The sequence below is a fragment of the Clostridium saccharobutylicum DSM 13864 genome, assembly GCF_000473995.1.
GTDB lineage: Bacteria > Bacillota > Clostridia > Clostridiales > Clostridiaceae > Clostridium > Clostridium saccharobutylicum.
On the sequence record NC_022571.1, the window covers coordinates 3,219,741 to 3,237,821 of the forward strand.

General features: G+C 29.7%; 16 protein-coding genes. 2 read left to right on the forward strand and 14 right to left on the reverse strand.

The annotated features are described in order from the left end of the window. Window positions 1–38: 38 nt before the first annotated feature. The 13 genes from secF to CLSA_RS13915 form a co-directional block, all read right to left on the reverse strand. A complete protein-coding gene (gene secF, locus CLSA_RS13855; RefSeq protein ID WP_022746985.1) occupies window positions 39–914 on the reverse strand; it encodes a protein translocase subunit SecF in 876 nt (291 codons plus the stop codon). Then, window positions 907–2,169 carry a protein translocase subunit SecD gene (secD, locus tag CLSA_RS13860; RefSeq protein WP_022746986.1) on the reverse strand — a complete coding sequence of 421 codons (1,263 nt, stop codon included), beginning with the start codon at window positions 2,167–2,169 and terminating at the stop codon, window positions 907–909. The genes secF and secD overlap by 8 nt, the downstream gene beginning before the upstream one ends. 419 nt (window positions 2,170–2,588) lie before the next feature. Next, window positions 2,589–2,957, reverse strand: a complete 369-nt coding sequence (locus CLSA_RS13865) for a TIGR04086 family membrane protein (RefSeq protein ID WP_022746987.1) — start codon at window positions 2,955–2,957, stop codon at window positions 2,589–2,591. A gap of 52 nt (window positions 2,958–3,009) precedes the next feature. After that, on the reverse strand, window positions 3,010–3,300 hold the full coding sequence (gene yajC, locus CLSA_RS13870; protein WP_022746988.1) for a preprotein translocase subunit YajC: 291 nt from the start codon (window positions 3,298–3,300) through the stop codon (window positions 3,010–3,012). A gap of 244 nt (window positions 3,301–3,544) precedes the next feature. Then, window positions 3,545–4,684 carry a tRNA guanosine(34) transglycosylase Tgt gene (gene tgt / locus CLSA_RS13875; protein ID WP_022746989.1) on the reverse strand — a complete coding sequence of 380 codons (1,140 nt, stop codon included), beginning with the start codon at window positions 4,682–4,684 and terminating at the stop codon, window positions 3,545–3,547. A gap of 242 nt (window positions 4,685–4,926) precedes the next feature. Then, window positions 4,927–5,952 carry a tRNA preQ1(34) S-adenosylmethionine ribosyltransferase-isomerase QueA gene (gene queA / locus CLSA_RS13880; protein WP_022746990.1) on the reverse strand — a complete coding sequence of 342 codons (1,026 nt, stop codon included), beginning with the start codon at window positions 5,950–5,952 and terminating at the stop codon, window positions 4,927–4,929. A 186-nt stretch (window positions 5,953–6,138) separates the two neighbouring features. Further along, complete coding sequence (ruvB, locus tag CLSA_RS13885; protein ID WP_022746991.1) at window positions 6,139–7,179, reverse strand: Holliday junction branch migration DNA helicase RuvB; 1,041 nt, start codon at window positions 7,177–7,179, stop codon at window positions 6,139–6,141. Between the two features lie 85 nt (window positions 7,180–7,264). Then, window positions 7,265–7,861: a Holliday junction branch migration protein RuvA gene (gene ruvA, locus CLSA_RS13890; RefSeq protein WP_022746992.1), complete on the reverse strand. Its 597-nt coding sequence runs from the start codon at window positions 7,859–7,861 to the stop codon at window positions 7,265–7,267. 471 nt (window positions 7,862–8,332) lie between these two features. Next, window positions 8,333–8,914 (reverse strand): hypothetical protein, encoded by a 582-nt coding sequence (locus CLSA_RS13895; RefSeq protein ID WP_022746994.1) that lies wholly within the window; start codon window positions 8,912–8,914, stop codon window positions 8,333–8,335. Window positions 8,915–9,149: 235 nt separating this feature from the next. Continuing rightward, on the reverse strand, window positions 9,150–10,019 hold the full coding sequence (locus CLSA_RS13900) for a radical SAM/SPASM domain-containing protein (RefSeq protein ID WP_022746995.1): 870 nt from the start codon (window positions 10,017–10,019) through the stop codon (window positions 9,150–9,152). After that, the gene (locus CLSA_RS13905; protein WP_022746996.1) at window positions 10,016–10,921 is read right to left on the reverse strand and encodes a LysR family transcriptional regulator; all 906 of its coding nucleotides are present in this window, start codon (window positions 10,919–10,921) and stop codon (window positions 10,016–10,018) included. Before CLSA_RS13905 ends, CLSA_RS13900 begins: the two co-directional genes overlap by 4 nt. A 468-nt stretch (window positions 10,922–11,389) precedes the next feature. Further along, on the reverse strand, window positions 11,390–13,027 hold the full coding sequence (locus CLSA_RS13910) for an NAD-dependent malic enzyme (RefSeq protein ID WP_022746997.1): 1,638 nt from the start codon (window positions 13,025–13,027) through the stop codon (window positions 11,390–11,392). Between the two features lie 259 nt (window positions 13,028–13,286). Continuing rightward, a complete protein-coding gene (locus CLSA_RS13915; protein ID WP_022746998.1) occupies window positions 13,287–14,717 on the reverse strand; it encodes an anion permease in 1,431 nt (476 codons plus the stop codon). Between the two features lie 693 nt (window positions 14,718–15,410). On the opposite strand from CLSA_RS13915, the gene CLSA_RS13920 reads away from it, so the two are divergent. Beyond that, complete coding sequence (locus CLSA_RS13920) at window positions 15,411–16,238, forward strand: pyridoxamine kinase (protein ID WP_022746999.1); 828 nt, start codon at window positions 15,411–15,413, stop codon at window positions 16,236–16,238. A gap of 60 nt (window positions 16,239–16,298) precedes the next feature. After that, window positions 16,299–16,949 carry a TIGR04100 family radical SAM protein gene (locus CLSA_RS13925; RefSeq protein ID WP_022747000.1) on the forward strand — a complete coding sequence of 217 codons (651 nt, stop codon included), beginning with the start codon at window positions 16,299–16,301 and terminating at the stop codon, window positions 16,947–16,949. A gap of 179 nt (window positions 16,950–17,128) precedes the next feature. Here CLSA_RS13925 and CLSA_RS13930 read toward each other — a convergent pair whose 3' ends face one another. Beyond that, window positions 17,129–17,926 carry a TIGR00266 family protein gene (locus tag CLSA_RS13930; protein WP_022747001.1) on the reverse strand — a complete coding sequence of 266 codons (798 nt, stop codon included), beginning with the start codon at window positions 17,924–17,926 and terminating at the stop codon, window positions 17,129–17,131. Between the last annotated feature and the right edge of the window lie 155 nt (window positions 17,927–18,081).

An 18,081-nucleotide genomic window follows, 5' to 3' on the forward strand; every position in this document is an offset into this window, starting at 1 on the left:
TTTATGCTGGAGGTTCTTCTTTAATTGTGTTCCAGTAATTAAGCTTTTTGTAATTTTTTCTTTTGATCTTTAATTCTATCTTTTAAATATACCCATACTGGAGAAGCTATAAATATAGAAGAATATGCACCTGCTATAATTCCTACTATTAGCGGAATCGTAAATTGTCTAACTGATGGTACTAATATATCCATCGCAATTATTGTCATTAAAGTAGAAAGTGATGTATATATTGATCTTGACATTGTTTCAGTTAAACTTGTATTTGCAACTTCTGTCGGATCTGCTCTTCTCATAATTTTTGTATTTTCTCTTATTCTATCAAAAATTACTATTGTATCATTCATTGAATAACCAACTATAGTTAACACAGCTGCAATAAATGGTGTGTTTACAGGAATATTAAAAATTGCATACACACTAACAGTTATTAATATATCATGAATTGTTGCTATTAAAGCTGCAACTCCAAATTTAAATTCAAATCTTATAGCTATGTATATAAGCATTACTATAAATGCTGCAAATAAAGCTAAAAGTGAGTTTTTTGTTAATTCTTTTCCTACTGATGCACCTATTTCATTCTGAGAAATTAATGCTGAATCTTCTAGAGAATATTTTCCCTTTAAATCATTCATGATTGATGAAACTTTATTACTATCCAAATCTGCTGATTTTATTTCATATTCATAAGAATCTGATATATTAGTGTTTGCATCATTAGCATAGCTCTTAACAATTGTATCAACATCTTCTTTATTTATGCTATCATTTAATTTTATTGATACTTCAGTACCACCTTTAAAATCTATTCCAAAGTTCAATCCTCTAAAGCATATAAAACCTATTCCAATTAAAATAACAATTAAGGAAATTGAAATCAATATTTTTGATTTTTCTATTATCTTAAACATGTTTTTCAGCCTCCTTTTTAACAACTCCGAAGTGTGAATATTTGTTTAACAAACCACATTCAACTGCCAAGCTAACAAGTAATTTATTTACTATTAATGCAGTAAATAAACTTATTATTATACCCACCATAAGTGTAATAGCAAATCCCTTAACTGATCCGGATCCTATAAAATATAAGATCAATGCACAAAGCATAGTTGTCATATTGGAATCTATAATTGACGATAGAGCATGCTCAGCTCCTTTTTTAACTGCTGATTTAATTGAATGACCTCTCTTTAACTCTTCTTTAGTTCTTTCATATACTAATATATGGGCGTCAACTGCCATACCAATAGTAAGTAAGAACGCTGCTATACCTGGAAGTGTTAAAGTTACTCCTACTTCTATAAATGTAAGTAATGAAAGTATTGTATATAATGTTAATGTTATACACGCTATTAATCCTTCATATCTATATAAGATTAATAAAAGTAAAAATACTAAACTTATACCTATAGCTCCTGATTTCATTGCATTTGGGAATGCTGTAGCACCAAGTTCAGCTCCAACATTAGTAACAGAAACTTCTTTTACTGGAACTGGAAGTGCCCCAGAATTAATTAATCCAGCTGTAGCTTTGCATTGTTCTAGAGTTTGATTTCCAGTAATTGCAGCTTTACCATCATTAATTTGAGTTTGCACAGTAGCTTCTTGTATCATTTCATCATCAAGATAAATAGAAATTTTTTGTCCTATATACTTTGCTGTAGCATCTGCAAACTTCTTTTGTCCTTCATCATTAAATTCTAGTCCAATTTCGTAACCGCCTTTTTCTGTGTTTGCTTGAGCTGTTGCTTTCTTAACATCTGAACCACTTAAAATTTCTTGTCCATCTGGTCCTTTAAATACTAAATTACCTGATTTGCTTAAATCTTCTACGATTTCTTTAGAATCAGATTTTCCTGGTACATCTACTCTAACTCTATTAGTACCTTCTGTTGCCACAACTGTTTCTGCAACTCCAAGTTTATTTACTCTTAAAGATAAATGTTCCTTAGTACTTTCCAATTCTTCTGGAGTTACATTGTCTTTTTGAATTTCCATAAGTACTGAAACTCCACCTTGAAGGTCAAGTCCTCTAGTTATAACTTTATCAAATGATTTAAACTCCCATCCTCCTAGGACAAATCCTTTAAATCCTGCAAAAGCAAAAAATAGAATAGCAGCAATTATGACTATAAATATTGATAAACTTTTGCCTTTCTTCTTCATCTTAATCCCCCTCTGGATATTTTCTCTTTTATCCAAAATATTCTTAGGCACATGAACTTAAACAACAGTTTAAAAATTGCCATGAATATTTTTTTGAATGTGCCTTATGCACTTCTTATAGATAAAAGGCTTTAAATATAATTTTGTTAACTTTTCTCATTGTTATGTAAAATACTAAAATATTTAAAATTAAGAATATAAAAATAAATCATTTTTGGATTTATTTATTCTTAATTCTAAACCTTATTACCATCATACTGTCAACACATTGTTCATTATAGCATACTATAATTTCTTAATAAAGTTTTTTGTTGATACATTATTACATCAATACTATTATTGCTATAACTTACAAAAACAATTTTGCATATGTATAATTTTTTCTAATCATTTAACGTGAATTTCTGCCAAACAAAATTCTACAGATTTATTCCTAACATTCCTGCAAGCGTTCCTACAACCAAGCATATACAAAGCTTTCCAAAATCTAAAAGCTTAAATGTCATTTCACCACTAAATAGACTCGATAATATAAATAATACTAAATAATACGCTATAGCAACTCCAATTCCTACAAGCCAACCTTTTGATTCATTTTTCTTAGCGCCCACTATTGCACCCAAGCTCAAGCTGCATAACGATATAATAACATATATTGCACTAAAAACACCTTGACTCAATACTAATTTAGTCATTAGTAGAGATAAAACTGCAATTCCAACAAAACTCAATATTAATGTTCCTATTGTTCCTTTTAATACTGATCGAAAATATTTTCCATTTTCCATAAAGCAACACCTCCTACTACTTCATATTATGAGATAGTAAAAGGTATTATGATTATTTTTGTGTGTTATTAGCTACTTTATAAGCTATTCCACTCTTATCAAATTTTATTTTAGTATTAGCGCTGCTAGTTTCAATAGTTACATACTTATCATCTATGTGTGTAATCTTTCCTACTATACCGCCTCTTGTTACAATTTCATCATGTACTCTTAATTCATCTATCATACTTTTGTATTTCTTTTTTCTTTTCCTATCTGGTACTATCATTAAGAAATAAAATACAACTATTATAACTACAAAAGGTAGTATATTAGCAAATAGCGCTTGCATATTACTGTTCATCTCTCTTCCCTCCAATACTTATTTTTTATCACATATAATATTCCATTATAAGTAGTAGTTTACAATTTTTTAAGTATAATATCAACATAATTTTATTACTTTTAAGGTTTTATTAATATATCACTCAATGTATTAAAATTATTATCTTAAATTATAAAAAATAAACACGATTTTAAAATCATTTTTATTTTTTATTTATGCATCCTAAATTATATAATAGATATTTTTATGTATACATATAGTATTAAGCTCTGCCTTCCCATTCTTTTAACTTTTGTTCCTTGAATTCTTTAAAATAATCTCCATCGATTGCTGCTCTTATATCTTCCATTAATTTATTATAAAAATATAAATTATGTAATACACATAGTCTCATAGCAAGCATTTCTTTAGCCTTAAATAAATGTCTGATATAAGCTCTAGTATAATTCTTACATGCTGGACATTGACAGCCTTCCTCTATTGGTCTTTCATCAAGTTCAAATTTAGCATTCATTAAATTAAGCTTTCCTTCTTTAGTATACACATTACCATGTCTACCATTTCTAGCAGGTAATACACAATCAAAAAAGTCTACGCCTCTTTCAACAGCTTCTAATATATTAGCTGGAGTTCCAACTCCCATCAAATATATTGGTTTATCTTCTGGAAGATGTGGTACAACAGCTTCTATTACTCTGTACATATCTTCATGACTTTCTCCAACTGCTAAACCTCCAATAGCATATCCATCTAAATCCATCTTTGTTATTTCTTTAGCATGTGCTATTCTTATGTCTTCATAAACTCCACCCTGATTTATTCCAAATAACATTTGTTCTTTATTTATTGTATCCGGCATAGAATTTAATCTATCCATTTCCTTTTTACATCTTTCAAGCCATCTTGTAGTTCTCGCCACTGACTTTAATACATATTCTCTTGGAGCTGGATTTTCAATACATTCATCAAATGCCATAGCAATCGTTGAGGCTAAATTGCTTTGAATCTGCATAGATTCTTCTGGTCCCATAAAAATTTTTCTTCCATCTATATGAGAATTAAAATATACGCCTTCTTCTTTTATCTTTCTCATGGCTGAAAGTGAAAATACTTGGAATCCGCCTGAATCAGTAAGTATTGGTCTATCCCAATTCATAAATTTGTGTAATCCACCTAATTTACTAACTACTTTGTCACTTGGTCTTAAATGAAGGTGGTATGTATTAGAAAGCTCAACTTGGCATCCTATATCTTTTAAATCCATACTTGAAACCGCACCTTTTATTGCAGCAAGTGTACCAACATTCATAAATACTGGAGTTTGTATAGTTCCATGAGGAGTTACAAACTGACCTCTTCTCGCATTTCCATCTTTTTTTAACAATGTGTATCTTTTACTCACAAGCGTCACCTCTTAATTATAATTTTACATATTCAGCATATTAAATAGAATAATAAACATAATATTAATATACTATTTTTATATGCTTTATATTTATATATTGAAACGCTTGACTAATGTCACCTCATCAGCGTAAACAACAACTAATTAATAAATTTAATATTGCCATTTATTTTTTATAATATTTACTTAAAAACTGTTAAAAGCTTTATACTTAACTACTCTATGTAAATCTTTAACTTTTACTTAATAAACATAGCATCTCCAAATGAGAAAAATCTATATTTTTCTTTAACTGCTTCATTATAAGCATTTAAAACATGATCTCTTCCAGCTAAAGTTGAAACTAACATTATTAATGTTGATTCTGGTAAATGAAAGTTTGTTATTAATCTATCAACAACTTTAAATTTATATCCAGGATAAATGAAAATATTAGTCCATCCACTTTGTTCCTTTACAAAACCATTCTCATCTCCAATAGTTTCTAAAGTTCTTGTAGATGTAGTTCCAACTGATATAACTTTATTTCCTCTTCTTTTAGTTTCATTTATTATCTCTGCAGTTTCCTTTGAAAGATGATAATATTCTGAATGCATATCATGTTCTTCTATATTTTCGACCTTTACTGGTCTAAATGTTCCAAGTCCTACATGTAGCGTCAAATAAACTACATTAACACCTTTATCTTGAATTTGCTTTAATAATTCTTTTGTAAAATGCAATCCTGCTGTTGGTGCTGCTGCTGAACCTTTTTCTTTAGAATAAACAGTTTGATATCTTTCTCTATCATCTAATCTTTCATGAATATATGGTGGAAGTGGCATTTCTCCCAACGAATCTAAAACTTCTTCAAATATTCCATCATAATAGAATTCAACAATTCTGTTTCCATCTTCTTTAACTTCTATTACTTCTGCCTTAAGCTTTCCTTCTCCAAAAGTAAATCTTCTTCCAACTCTTGCGGACTTACCTGGCTTTGCTAAGCATTCCCACTTGTCTCCTTCAATTCTCTTAAGTAAAAGAAATTCTATTTTACCACCAGTTTCTTCTTTTTCACCAATTAGTCTTGCTGGCATTACCCTAGTATTATTTAACACTAAAGTATCCCCTTCATTTAAATACTCTACAACATCATGAAAAACTCTATGTTTTATTTCTCCACTTTCCTTATCCAATACCATAAGTCTTGAGGTGTCTCTTTTTTCTAAAGGATGTTGTGCTATTAACTCCTCTGGTAAGTAAAAATCAAAATCTTTAACGTTCATTTCTTTCTCTTCTCCTAACTTTACACATATGAAATAAAACACTAATTTACATATAAATCTTAATTTCAAATAATTATTAAATATGTTCATTTCATAATTATTAATTTTATTAGTAACCTAATAAAATGTAAATTAAAGTACTTCATCTAGTAAATTATTTTTATTCCAAACATGATTTAATATCCTTTAATTATCAAAAAATGTTTTTTGTCTCTTATCTCTATTTTTCATTTTAGAAGTATTAACTTTTCCAAAATGTTCATATGCTTTATCACTTGCAATTCTCCCTCTTGGAGTTCTTATAATAAATCCTTGCTGAAGTAAATAAGGCTCATAAACATCTTCGATTGTTCCAAGTTCTTCTCCTATAAAATAAGAAAGAGTTTCAATTCCAACTGGCCCGCCATTAAAATTATCTATGATAGCTTCTAAAATTTTATTATCAACTTTATCAAAACCTTGATTATCAACTTCCAATAATTCTAATGCCGCTTTAGCTTCTTTTAGTGAAATTAATTTATCAGATTTCACTTCCGAATAATCTCTAACTCTTTTAAGCAATCTATTTGCAATTCTTGGAGTACCTCTAGATCTTCTTGCAATCTCAAATGCTCCTTCTTCTGTAATTTTACATCCAAATACAGCAGCACTTCTAACTACTATTTCTTTAAGCTCATTATTAGTATAATACTCCATTGCACAAAGTACACCAAATCTATCTCTAAGCGGAGATGTAAGCATCCCTATTCTTGTTGTTGCCCCTATAAGAGTAAACTTAGGGAGATCTATTCTTATAGATTTAGCTGCTGCACCCTTTCCTATGACTATATCTAACGCATAATCCTCCATTGCAGGATACAATATTTCTTCAACATTCCTATTTAATCTATGAATTTCATCAATAAACAAAACATCATAATCTTTTAAGGTAGTTAAAATTGCAGCTAAATCCCCAGCTCTTTCAATTGCTGGCCCTGAAGTCACCTTTAAATCTCCTCCCATTTCCTTAGCAATAATATTGGCTAAAGTAGTTTTACCTAAACCTGGTGGTCCATACAAAAGTGCATGATCTAAAGCTTCTTCTCTTTTCTTTGCTGCCTTTATAAATATATCTAATCGTTCTTTAACTTTCTCTTGTCCTATATATTCATTTATTTTTTGAGGCCTTAAACTAAGTTCTGACTTAGAATCTTCCTGAAGCTCACTCGGCATAACTATTCTTTCCATATTGTAATGCCCCCTTAATTTTTAATTGTTTTTCTTATATTATATTATTGATGCATTTACATTCAAAATTTATATTCTTAAAATATTATCCCATTAGCGCTTTTAATGAAGCTTTAATTATATTTTCAACAGTATCATCTTTATTTACAGTCTTAAGAACCGTTTCAGATTCTTTTTCACTATATCCAAGTGCTATTAATGCACTTAAGGCTTCCGATAAAACCATAGTATTTTCATTATCTAGAATTCCATCTTCACCTACATTATCTAACAATTCATCTGGCTTTAATTTATCTTTAAGCTCTAAAACAATTCTAGCTGCTGTTTTTTTGCCTATACCAACACCTCTGCATATATGCTTTTCATCACCAGTCATTATTGCATATTTTAAATTATTAACTCTACTTATAGATAACAATGATAATGCTGCCTTAGGACCTACTCCACTAATTGTTAAAAGCAACTTAAACATTTCTAGTTCTTCTTTAGACTCAAATCCATATAACCCAAGAAAATCTTCTCTTACAATTTGATCTAAATATAACATTATTTCTTCGCCACATTTAGGCACTGAAGACATTGTAGCACCTGACGTAAATATCTTATATCCGATTCCGTTGTTTTCTACAACTATATAGTCTTTGTTCATTCCTATATATGTTCCCTTAATATATTCATACATATATATTTTTTCCTCCAAGATTTATTTAAGCATCAAGCACAATCAAATAAATAACGAGTTCATTTGACAGCCTATTTCTCATAATCCTTCTTTGTCAAATCCACTTAATGGCGTACTATGATGACTATTTTTCTCTTTGCCTGATGAAAAATAGTCATGGAAACTTTGGACTTGTTATTTATTTTTATGTACCTAAAAAACCAACTAAATTTATACAATAGAATACAACCCAAAGTAGATTAGCATAGCTTTTCTATTATTGGGTTACTTTTAATATGCCTTATATTCCTTATATTCTTTATAACCAAGTATCATATAACGCATTTATTCCAAATCTAACTTATACTTTATCATTTTACAAGAAATCTTTCAACCTGCAATTTATGCACATGAAAAATAACAAGTCCATCTGCCAAGATTATTTTGGACTTGTTATTTTCATTCATGTACGTAATATTATATTGAAATTAACTATGATAAAAATTCTGATAAGTTTTCTTCCGCATCTTCTTTTGAATCATATTCAAATTCAAAATTTTTTATCTTTGTTTTATCTCCTTCTGTTAAACTATCAAATTTCTTACCGTCTGAATATACATCCTCTTTATTTTCGATAGTTAATGTTCCAGTATTATCAGTCTTGTATATAGCTAAATACCCATCTTTCTCTCCAATGTAATACTTATTAGGTTTAACTGCTTTAGAAGCATCTCTTTTATATGTTAGTTCACCATTAGATGCTAATTCTAACGCATATCCTTTTTGATTCAATGCTTTTGATAATTGTGCTTGAGTCAAGTCGCCATCTATATTTAACTCTTTTTTAAGCTCTGCTATAGTTGATTCCTTTTCTTTCTTCTCACCTGCGAACAAATATATCTTTGTACTATCATCTAATCCGCTTTGCCCTTTAGTTTGACTTACTTCTGTAGTATTATTAGTTGTATCAGCATTTTTATTTTTGAAATATCTACCTGTCAAATAATAACTTATGGAAAATATAAGTGCTAATAATATAATCATTGAAATTAATATTTTCTTCTTATTTATCATAATAATCACTCCTCTTTTTAGGAGTATTGACTACTATAATCATATATATACATTATTTAAAATAAATTATTTACTTTAATCACAATCAAAAAATAACAAGTCAATTTGCCATACTATTTTTCATCATCCGCATCGACAAATTGACATAATAGTTCTACTACGACGGCGATTCACCTCTTTGCCTGATGAAAAATATCCATGACAACTCTGGACCTGTTATTTATTTTCATATGCCTTATCTAACTCTATTTATAAATCCACATCTTTTACATAAATCTTCTACTGCTTTTCTCCCTGAAAATCCATCATAAATATCTTTAGCTCTTTTAGAATTTAATATTTCTTCTAAATCTTGTTTGAATATATTTCCAAGTTTGATACTTCCCTCACTATCTAAACAGCACGGTACTACTGTTCCATCAACTAAAACACCTATTTGATCTCTTAATCCATAACAAAAAGCTCTCTCCCCTAGTTCTTCAACCGTGAGAGATGGCCACATAAATTTTTCACCCATACTAAGATATAAATTTTTCTTTAATTTAAAACTATTCTTTTCTTTTAGAATCTTTTTAAGATCTTCTTTAAGTTCAAATTTTTCTTCTAACAATTTAAATATATCTACATTCATATCATTATTAGCTGTATACTTAGTATCCAAGTTCCATAATCTTAAAGAACATATAATTTCAGTTTTTTCGGTTGCTTCCCTAACAAAATTAATTATATTTTCTATGTATACATCAAAATCAACATTTTCTTCATTAGCTTCAAAACTATGTAGTGAAATATTCACTTGTCTCAAGGCTGGTGCCTTTAATAATATATCTTTAACATTTTCTATCAATGTACCATTAGTGGTTATATTAACACGTAATTGATTTTCTCTGCTTATGTCCAAAAACTGTTCAAGTTCTTTATTTAAAAACGGCTCCCCCATAAGATGAAGATAAATATGATCTGTGTACGGTTTGATGTTTTTTATAATATGTTGAAATGAGTTTCTATCCATAAATTCTAATTTTCTAGATGTCTTAGGACAAAAGTTACAGCTTAAATTGCAGACATTAGTTATTTCTATATAGACTTTTTTAAATTTTTTCATAAAGTGTGCTCCTTATAAATTTCTCTTTCAATCGAATTGTTTAAAATTATCTCTTTTATCCTTTGTTCATTTAAAGTGAGATAACCATTTCTTTTCAATGCAAATGATATATAAAATTTTATCGGCTTACAAAGTGGTATAGTCTTTATTGTATTCATATTGTTAACAGCCATATCTATCATTATCCCAATCCCAAGTCCTGAAGCAATAAGTGATTTTGCTGTTTGTATTTCTTCTGTATAATAAAAATTTTCCATTGATAAATTATTTTCTTTGCAAAGTTTTTCAAGAACTTCATTATGTATATATGAATTTCCAAGTACTATAAATTGTTCATCTAATAAATCTTTAAAATCTATCTTTTCTTTTTTAGAAAACTTATGATTATGACTCATACATACCTTAAATTCATCTATTTTCAAAATACTTGCTTCTAAGTTTTCTTCTTCTAATGGTTGAAGTGAACCTATAAGTGCCATATCAACTTCATTAGATAATAACAATTCTTTCATTGTTACAGAACCTTTTTCAACAAGTTCAATATTTCTAGCAAATCCATTGACAACTATTTCTTCCATGATTGTTGGAAAGAAATATGCCCCTATCATAGGAGGAACTCCTAATCTTATATTTCCACCACTTATTTTTGATATTTCTAATTTTATTTCTTTAATTTCACCAAGTACATTTTGCGTATGCTTTTTTAAAATTTCTCCAGCTTTTGTTAGTGATATTTGCTTCTCTGAATGATTTCTTATTACAAGTTTTGTATTCAATTCTTTTTCTATTCTCTTTACTGCCATTGTTATAGAAGGCTGAGAAATATAAAATTTTTCTGCTGTTTTAGTAAAATTTTTAAATTCACATAAATAGTGAAAATACTCTAAATCCTTAAGATTCATACCTACACGTCCCCTTTAGAAATAAGAATACACCATTTATTAAAAGTAAGCAAATACTTAAATTCGATATCAATATAGATAAACTACTCAGGATTTAGACTTATGTGGTAACTTACCGAAATCAAATACATTTGTGTTCCACAGGACTATGAAAATTTCACACAAATGTATTTGATATCTATTAGATAAACAAACTACAAACCATGCTCAAACTTTGAAATATATTCTACACTAGAAAGAAGCTGTATCCTTTTTCGGAGTGTTGCATTAATAATTTAGGTGTAGGCATTTCTTCAATAGAAGTTGTTCCTTTCTTGCTTGTCACAAAAGTGAGCGCTTACCTTGTGAGCATGCGAGAATGGGTACAACTTCTGATGGTAGAAATCCACAGCTAAATTATCTAGCAACCGAGAAAAAGAATACAGCTTTTTTCGATAAATTATATCATAACTCTAAATTCTACGTTGTTTATCTATAGTATGGTTCCCAAATTTGCTTTTGAACTACATCCATTGCAGTTTCTTCTGTAACATCTGCTCTATTAACACCATCTTTTATTGCTTGTTTTACTACTGCTGTTGCTACAAGTTTTGATGCTTCTCTAAGTTTTGCTACTGGTGGAAGCATTGGTGCTCCTGGTTTTGAAAGGTCTTGTAATGATGCAATTCCATGTGCTGCAGCAGATAGCATATTATCTGTAACTACTTTTGCCTTTGCAACTATTATTCCAAATCCAAGACCTGGATAAAGTAATGCATTATTTGCTTGACCTATGTTATAAGTCACACCATTGTATTCTACCGGATTAGATGGACTTCCTGTTACAACCAACGCTCTACCATCGCTCCATTTTATTATATCTTCTGCTTTTGCTTCACAAAGTTTTGTTGGATTTGAAATAGGCATAATTGCTGGTCTTTCATTTAACTTCGCCATATTCTTAACAACAGCTTCTGTAAATGCTCCAGGTACTCCAGAAGTTCCAATAAGTACTGTAGGCTTAACTTCTTCTACTATTTGTGCTAAATCTGTTAAAGGAGTTTCAAACTCACCTTTTTTACGCGCATATTTCTTTTGTCCTTCTGTTAGATTATCCATATCTTCTGTAACAAGTCCATATCTATCTACTAGATAAAAATGCTTTGCAGCTTCTTCCTCAGTTAATCCACTTCTTAATTTTTCTGAGAAAATTTGATCTGATACCCCAACACCAGCAGTACCACCACCAAACACTAATATTCTATGTTCCTTCACTGGAATGTTTGTAACTTTAGCTACTGCATTAAGTGCAGATACCATCATTACTCCTGTCCCTTGAATATCATCATTAAATGTACATATTTTGTCTCTGTATTTTTCAAGAATTCTGCTTGCATTTCCACGTCCAAAGTCTTCCCAATGCATAAGTACTTCTGGGAATAATTCCATAGAAACCTTAACAAATTCCTCTATAAAATTATCATATTTTTCTCCAGTAACTCTTTCATGTTTATTTCCCAAATATAATGGATCATTTAAAAGTTTTTCATTATTTGTTCCTGCATCAATTACTACTGGAAGAACATTCTTTGGATTAATTCCAGCAGCTACAGTATAAACTGCAAGCTTTCCAACTGAAATATCAACCCCTTGAACTCCCCAGTCTCCGATTCCAAGTACACCTTCTCCGTCTGTTACAACTATAAGTTTTATTTCATCAAGGTCTTTTAATGAAGCTTGTATTGATTTTCTTATATCCTTAATATTATTTACTGAAAGGAATACAGCATCCTTTGGAGTATCATATTTCTTTGAATAATTTATAACTGCATCTCCTATAGTTGGTGTGTATATAATAGGTAATAATTCTTTAACATGCTTACTTATAACATAGTAAAATAATGTACGATTTGTGTCATATAAATTCATTACAAAAAGATGTTTTTCAAGATTATCATCAAAACATTTAATTCGTTCATAAACTATTTTTTCTTGCTCATCAATAGTTCTTATTGCATTAGGCAGCAAACCAACAAGATCATATTTTTTTCTTTCTTCCTCAGTAAATGCTGTTCCTTTATTTAAGAATGGATTTCTTAATAATTCTTGTCCTTTTAAATTGTTCATTTTTAACACTCCCTCTTAATAAGTATGATTTAAAATCTACTTACATATTACAATATTTTCGTTTTATTTTTTATATGTTAGGCACATGAAAATAAATAATAGACCAAAGATTCGTAGAATATTTCTTGTCAGCCAATGAGGCAAATTCTGCTCATAGCAGGCTATCAGTAGAATTTATCGACGCAGTATGACGCGAAATCTACACGTATACTGGTCTATTATTTTTTGATTGTACCTTAAGTTGTAAACCTTACTTAATTTAGTATATTCCAATAAACTTCCACCACAAAGAACCTATTCCAAGCCAAATAATTATATATACAACTCCAAGTACAAAATTTAAACTCCACCATTTATTTTGATCCACATATCCTGATCCAAAAAGTATCGGTGCAGGTCCACTACCATAGTGAGTTGTTGATGCAAATAGATTTCCAAAAAAACCTAAAGTTAAAGCTGCAAGCATTGGCGGAACGCCTTCTGCTATTGCTACCCCAAGAAATGCACTGTACATAGCACTTACATGAGCTGTTGCACTTGCAAACATATAATGACTATAAAAATAGACTAAAAGTAAAATTAATAATATTACTTGCCAACTAAAGCCTTGTACATTATTTCCTACCAGGTTTCCAAACCATGGTATTAGTCCCAAGTTATTAAGTTGATCTGCCATCATTACAAGAACGGAAAACCAAATAAGAGTATCCCAAGCACCTTTTTCACTTTTTATGTCATCCCAATCCAAGACTCTAAAAATTAAAAGAAGTGAAAGACCTACAAGTGCTGTAAGTGTTGCATCAATATGGGTTAAAGTTCCTGTAATCCATAAAACTAAAATTACCATAAAAATTATCGCCATGAATTTCTCTTCTCTTTTCAATGGTCCCATTTCTTTAAGAGATTTATCAGCCAATTCAACTGCATTAGGAGTACTCTTTATTTCAGGCGGATAAATTTTATATATTATTAAAGGTATTGCTATAAAAGAAATAACCCCTGGCACAACTGCCGCTAAAAACCAACCAAACCATGTAATATTAACATTAAATGTTTTTGCCAAAGTTTGAGCTAATGGGTTACCCGCCATAGCTGTCATAAACATAGCTGCAGTTATAATATCACCATGAAACTCCGAAAATATAAGAAATGATCCTATTTTTCTTTCAGTTTTATCTTCCGGTCTTGAACCAAAAGCTTCACAAAGCGATTTTATAATAGGATAAATTATTCCTCCTGCTCTTGCGGTATTGCTTGGCGTTGCTGGAGCTATCACAAGATCACAAAATAATATTGAATAACAAAGTCCTAAAGTACTCTTTCCAAATCTCTTTACAAATTGATATGCTATTCTAGAACCTAATCCCGTCTTTATAAATCCTCTAGAAATAAAGAACGCCATGACTATAAGCCATATACTACTTTCACTAAAACCAGAAAGTGCATTTTTCATATCTAATGTTTTTGTTAAAACCGATATTGTAAGTCCTATTATTGATACTGCACCTATTGGAAGTGGTTTTAATATACAAGCTAAAATTGTAGAAATAAAGATTGCCATCATGTGCCAAGCATTTATTTCTACATTTTTTGGTACCGGCATAAGCCATATTATAACGCCTACTATGAATATAATAATAAATTTAATATATATATTAGAAAATATATGCTTCTTTAAAGCTTCTGCCATAATGAAACTCCTTTCTTATTAGATTAAGCACATAAAAGAAAATAATATGTCAAATATGCTAACATACTGATCTATTATTTTTTGATTGTACCTTATTATAAATCTATTATAAATCTACAATGATTTAATAAGAAATATAGTTTAATTATGAGATTATAAATTTTATTTATAGTAATATTATTCCAAACTATTTTCAACTTAATTTTTATTATAAAAAGCAAAAGCAAGTGCATCAAATGCACTTGCTCAGTAACTGATTTTTACGTTGTCCGCCAACTGGGTACGCCCTCATGTCGTACATTGCTTTCGGGTTTTTTACGTTGCCCGTCACCAACTGTATACCTATTACGATATACTCTTCTGCCGGATTGATAGTGTCAGTACACTAAGATAAATTTAAATATTTATCTTAAATATATTATATATCATTTACTCAATAATTACAATGTATTTTTAGAATTTTCTGACTAATTAAGACTTCTTTTTAGGCACATGAAAATAAATAATAAGTCGAATGTGCCTTATCTATGTAAATACATAGTGTCATTATACAAATATATTATTAACACATTCTTTTAAACGCTATTTTTTATTAACTATTATATATGTTTCTTTTTTGTATCGGTACACTTTTCTTTTTTCATATTACTGCATTATAATAAAAGATAGAAAAAAAAATGAAGGAGTAGTCTTATGAAATTTGAAAAACAGAAGAGAATTGCTATTATAAATGATCTAACTGGTTTTGGTCGTTGCTCAATTTCAGTTTCATTACCTATTATATCAGCAATGAAAATACAATGTTGTCCTTTACCTACTGCAATTTTATCGGCTCATACTGGATTTCCTAATTTTTTCTTTGATGATTATACTCCACATATGAAAGCATATATGGATAATTGGAAAGAACTTAATATAGGTTTCGATGGAATTTATACAGGTTTTTTAGGATCTAAGGAACAAATTGATATAGTAATAAAATTTATACAAATGTTTAAAGCAGATAACACTACAGTTATAGTAGATCCAGTAATGGGAGACCATGGCAAGATTTATTCTACCTATACAAAGGAAATGTGTGATGAAATGAAACGTCTTATGCAATATGCTGATGTGATTACACCTAATCTTACTGAAGCATGTAGACTTCTTGATATTCCATATCCTAATAAAGATCTAACTATTGTTGAACTTGAAACTATTGCCAAAAAACTTCATAAACTTGGTCCAAGTAAAATTGTAATAACTGGATTACAAAATAATGGACACATACAAAATTTCATCTATGAACATAACAAACCTTATAATGTTATTAATGTAGAAAAAATCGGAGAAGATCGTTCTGGTACTGGTGATGTGTTTACTTCAATTGTAGCTGCTAGTACAGTAAAAGGTGAAGATTTAGTCGCTTCAGTAACAAAAGCTACTAAATTTATCAGCAAAACTATTGAATATACAACAAAACTTGGTACTCCAATACATAATGGAATTTGCTTTGAAGAATATTTAACTGAATTATAGCATCATAAGGTACAATCAAAACAATTTTTTAGCAATTTAATATTAGAAGGAGAAAAATATATGACTATTTTATATACAGCAAAAAATGGTACTTATACAAATCTTAATGATATCCTAAAAGAAGAAAAGAATATCAAACATAATGTTTATGTTAATTTAACAAATAAATGTTCTTGTGCTTGTACATTTTGCTTAAGGAATACTAAGGAAATGGACAAATCAAACAGCTTATGGCTAGATAGAGAACCAACTTCTGACGAAGTTATATTTGAATTTGAAAAATATGATTTGAATAATTTTAATGAAATAATCTTCTGTGGCTTTGGTGAACCTACAATGGCACTTGATACATTGCTTAAGATAGCAACTTACTTAAAAAACAAAAATTCTAATCTTACAATTCGTATCAACACTAATGGATTATGTGATTTAGTTTATAAAAAAGAAATTGCTCCATTATTTAAAGGGTTAATAGACACAATATCAATAAGCTTAAATGCCTCTAATGCTAAAGATTATTTAAACTTGACTCGTAATAATTTTGGTCTTGAATCTTTTGATGCAATGTTAAAATTTGCAGTTAACTGTAAAACTTATATTCCAAATGTTGTTATGACTGTAGTAGATTGTATTGGGCAAGAAGAAATAAATGCTTGCCAGGCTATATGTGATAAAATAGGAGTTACTTTAAGAGTACGTCCTTTTGAATAAAATTGTTTAGACTTAGATTTTTTTGGTGATTTACCGAAAGAATGGATACTCTCTTGGTTCATCTGCTTAGAGAGTATCCATTCTTTCCGGTATATCATATATTTCAAAGCATAAGTCTAACTGATATTTTGTTTATCTATATAAATAAACAAAATATGAACTACAGTTCATACTAATGATTAATTGTCTCCATCTAAGAAGTTACCAAGCACTCCTAAAATACTACCTTCTTCTTTATTTTTTCCGCCAGTACTTGGTGCTGAAGCAAATACACGCTCTGCTAATCTACCAAAAGGTAGACTTTGAACCCATACGGTTCCTGGACCTCTTACTGTAGCAAAAAATACTCCTTCCCCACCAAATACAGTATTCTTAATACCGCCTACAAATTGGATGTCATAATGCACATCCTTAGTCATCGCCACCAAACATCCTGTATCTATTTTCAATATTTCACCATCTATTAAATCCTTCTTCATTATAGCACCACATGCATGTATAAAGGCCATTCCATCTCCTTCTAACTTTTCAAGGACAAATCCCTCACCGCCAAAGAAACCTACACTTAATTTCTTCCTAAAATCAATTCCTACAGATACACCTTTAGCCGCACACAAAAAAGCATTTTTTTGACATATTAATTTTCCATTCATTAAACTCAAATCCATAGGTATTATTTTTCCAGGGTAAGGTGCCGCAAAAAATACTTTTTCTTTTAATTGGCCAATATTAGTGAATGCTGTCATAAACAAACTTTCTCCTACTAATACCCTTTTTCCCGCAGAAAAGAGTTTTCCCATAAAGCCTCCAGTTCCTTGCTTTGAACCATCTCCAAATATAGTTTCCATTTGTACATTAGGCTCCATCATCATCATAGCACCTGCTTCTGCTATTACTGTTTCACTTGGATCAAGTTCAATTTCTACAAACTGCATATCATCTCCATAAATCTTATACTCAATTTCATGTGAATACATAATGTTCACTCCTTGCTTCCTAAGACGCATGAAAAAAATATTAAGTCCAATTTGCCGTGGATATTTTTTATCAGACAAAAATATAAATTATCCTTATAGTGGATTATTGGGTTAACTTACCTATATAGCACGATAGAAAATAGATCAACAAATGG

Coding starts and splice junctions, on each gene's coding strand:
- secF (WP_022746985.1), bottom strand. CDS start 914: ATGTTTAAGATAATAGAAAAATCAAAAATATTGATTTCAATTTCCTTA.
- secD (WP_022746986.1), bottom strand. CDS start 2,169: ATGAAGAAGAAAGGCAAAAGTTTATCAATATTTATAGTCATAATTGCT.
- CLSA_RS13865 (WP_022746987.1), bottom strand. CDS start 2,957: ATGGAAAATGGAAAATATTTTCGATCAGTATTAAAAGGAACAATAGGA.
- yajC (WP_022746988.1), bottom strand. CDS start 3,300: ATGAACAGTAATATGCAAGCGCTATTTGCTAATATACTACCTTTTGTA.
- queA (WP_022746990.1), bottom strand. CDS start 5,952: ATGAACGTTAAAGATTTTGATTTTTACTTACCAGAGGAGTTAATAGCA.
- ruvB (WP_022746991.1), bottom strand. CDS start 7,179: ATGGAAAGAATAGTTATGCCGAGTGAGCTTCAGGAAGATTCTAAGTCA.
- ruvA (WP_022746992.1), bottom strand. CDS start 7,861: ATGTATGAATATATTAAGGGAACATATATAGGAATGAACAAAGACTAT.
- CLSA_RS13895 (WP_022746994.1), bottom strand. CDS start 8,914: ATGATAAATAAGAAGAAAATATTAATTTCAATGATTATATTATTAGCA.
- CLSA_RS13900 (WP_022746995.1), bottom strand. CDS start 10,019: ATGAAAAAATTTAAAAAAGTCTATATAGAAATAACTAATGTCTGCAAT.
- CLSA_RS13905 (WP_022746996.1), bottom strand. CDS start 10,921: ATGAATCTTAAGGATTTAGAGTATTTTCACTATTTATGTGAATTTAAA.
- CLSA_RS13910 (WP_022746997.1), bottom strand. CDS start 13,027: ATGAACAATTTAAAAGGACAAGAATTATTAAGAAATCCATTCTTAAAT.
- CLSA_RS13915 (WP_022746998.1), bottom strand. CDS start 14,717: ATGGCAGAAGCTTTAAAGAAGCATATATTTTCTAATATATATATTAAA.
- CLSA_RS13920 (WP_022746999.1), top strand. CDS start 15,411: ATGAAATTTGAAAAACAGAAGAGAATTGCTATTATAAATGATCTAACT.
- CLSA_RS13925 (WP_022747000.1), top strand. CDS start 16,299: ATGACTATTTTATATACAGCAAAAAATGGTACTTATACAAATCTTAAT.
- CLSA_RS13930 (WP_022747001.1), bottom strand. CDS start 17,926: ATGTATTCACATGAAATTGAGTATAAGATTTATGGAGATGATATGCAG.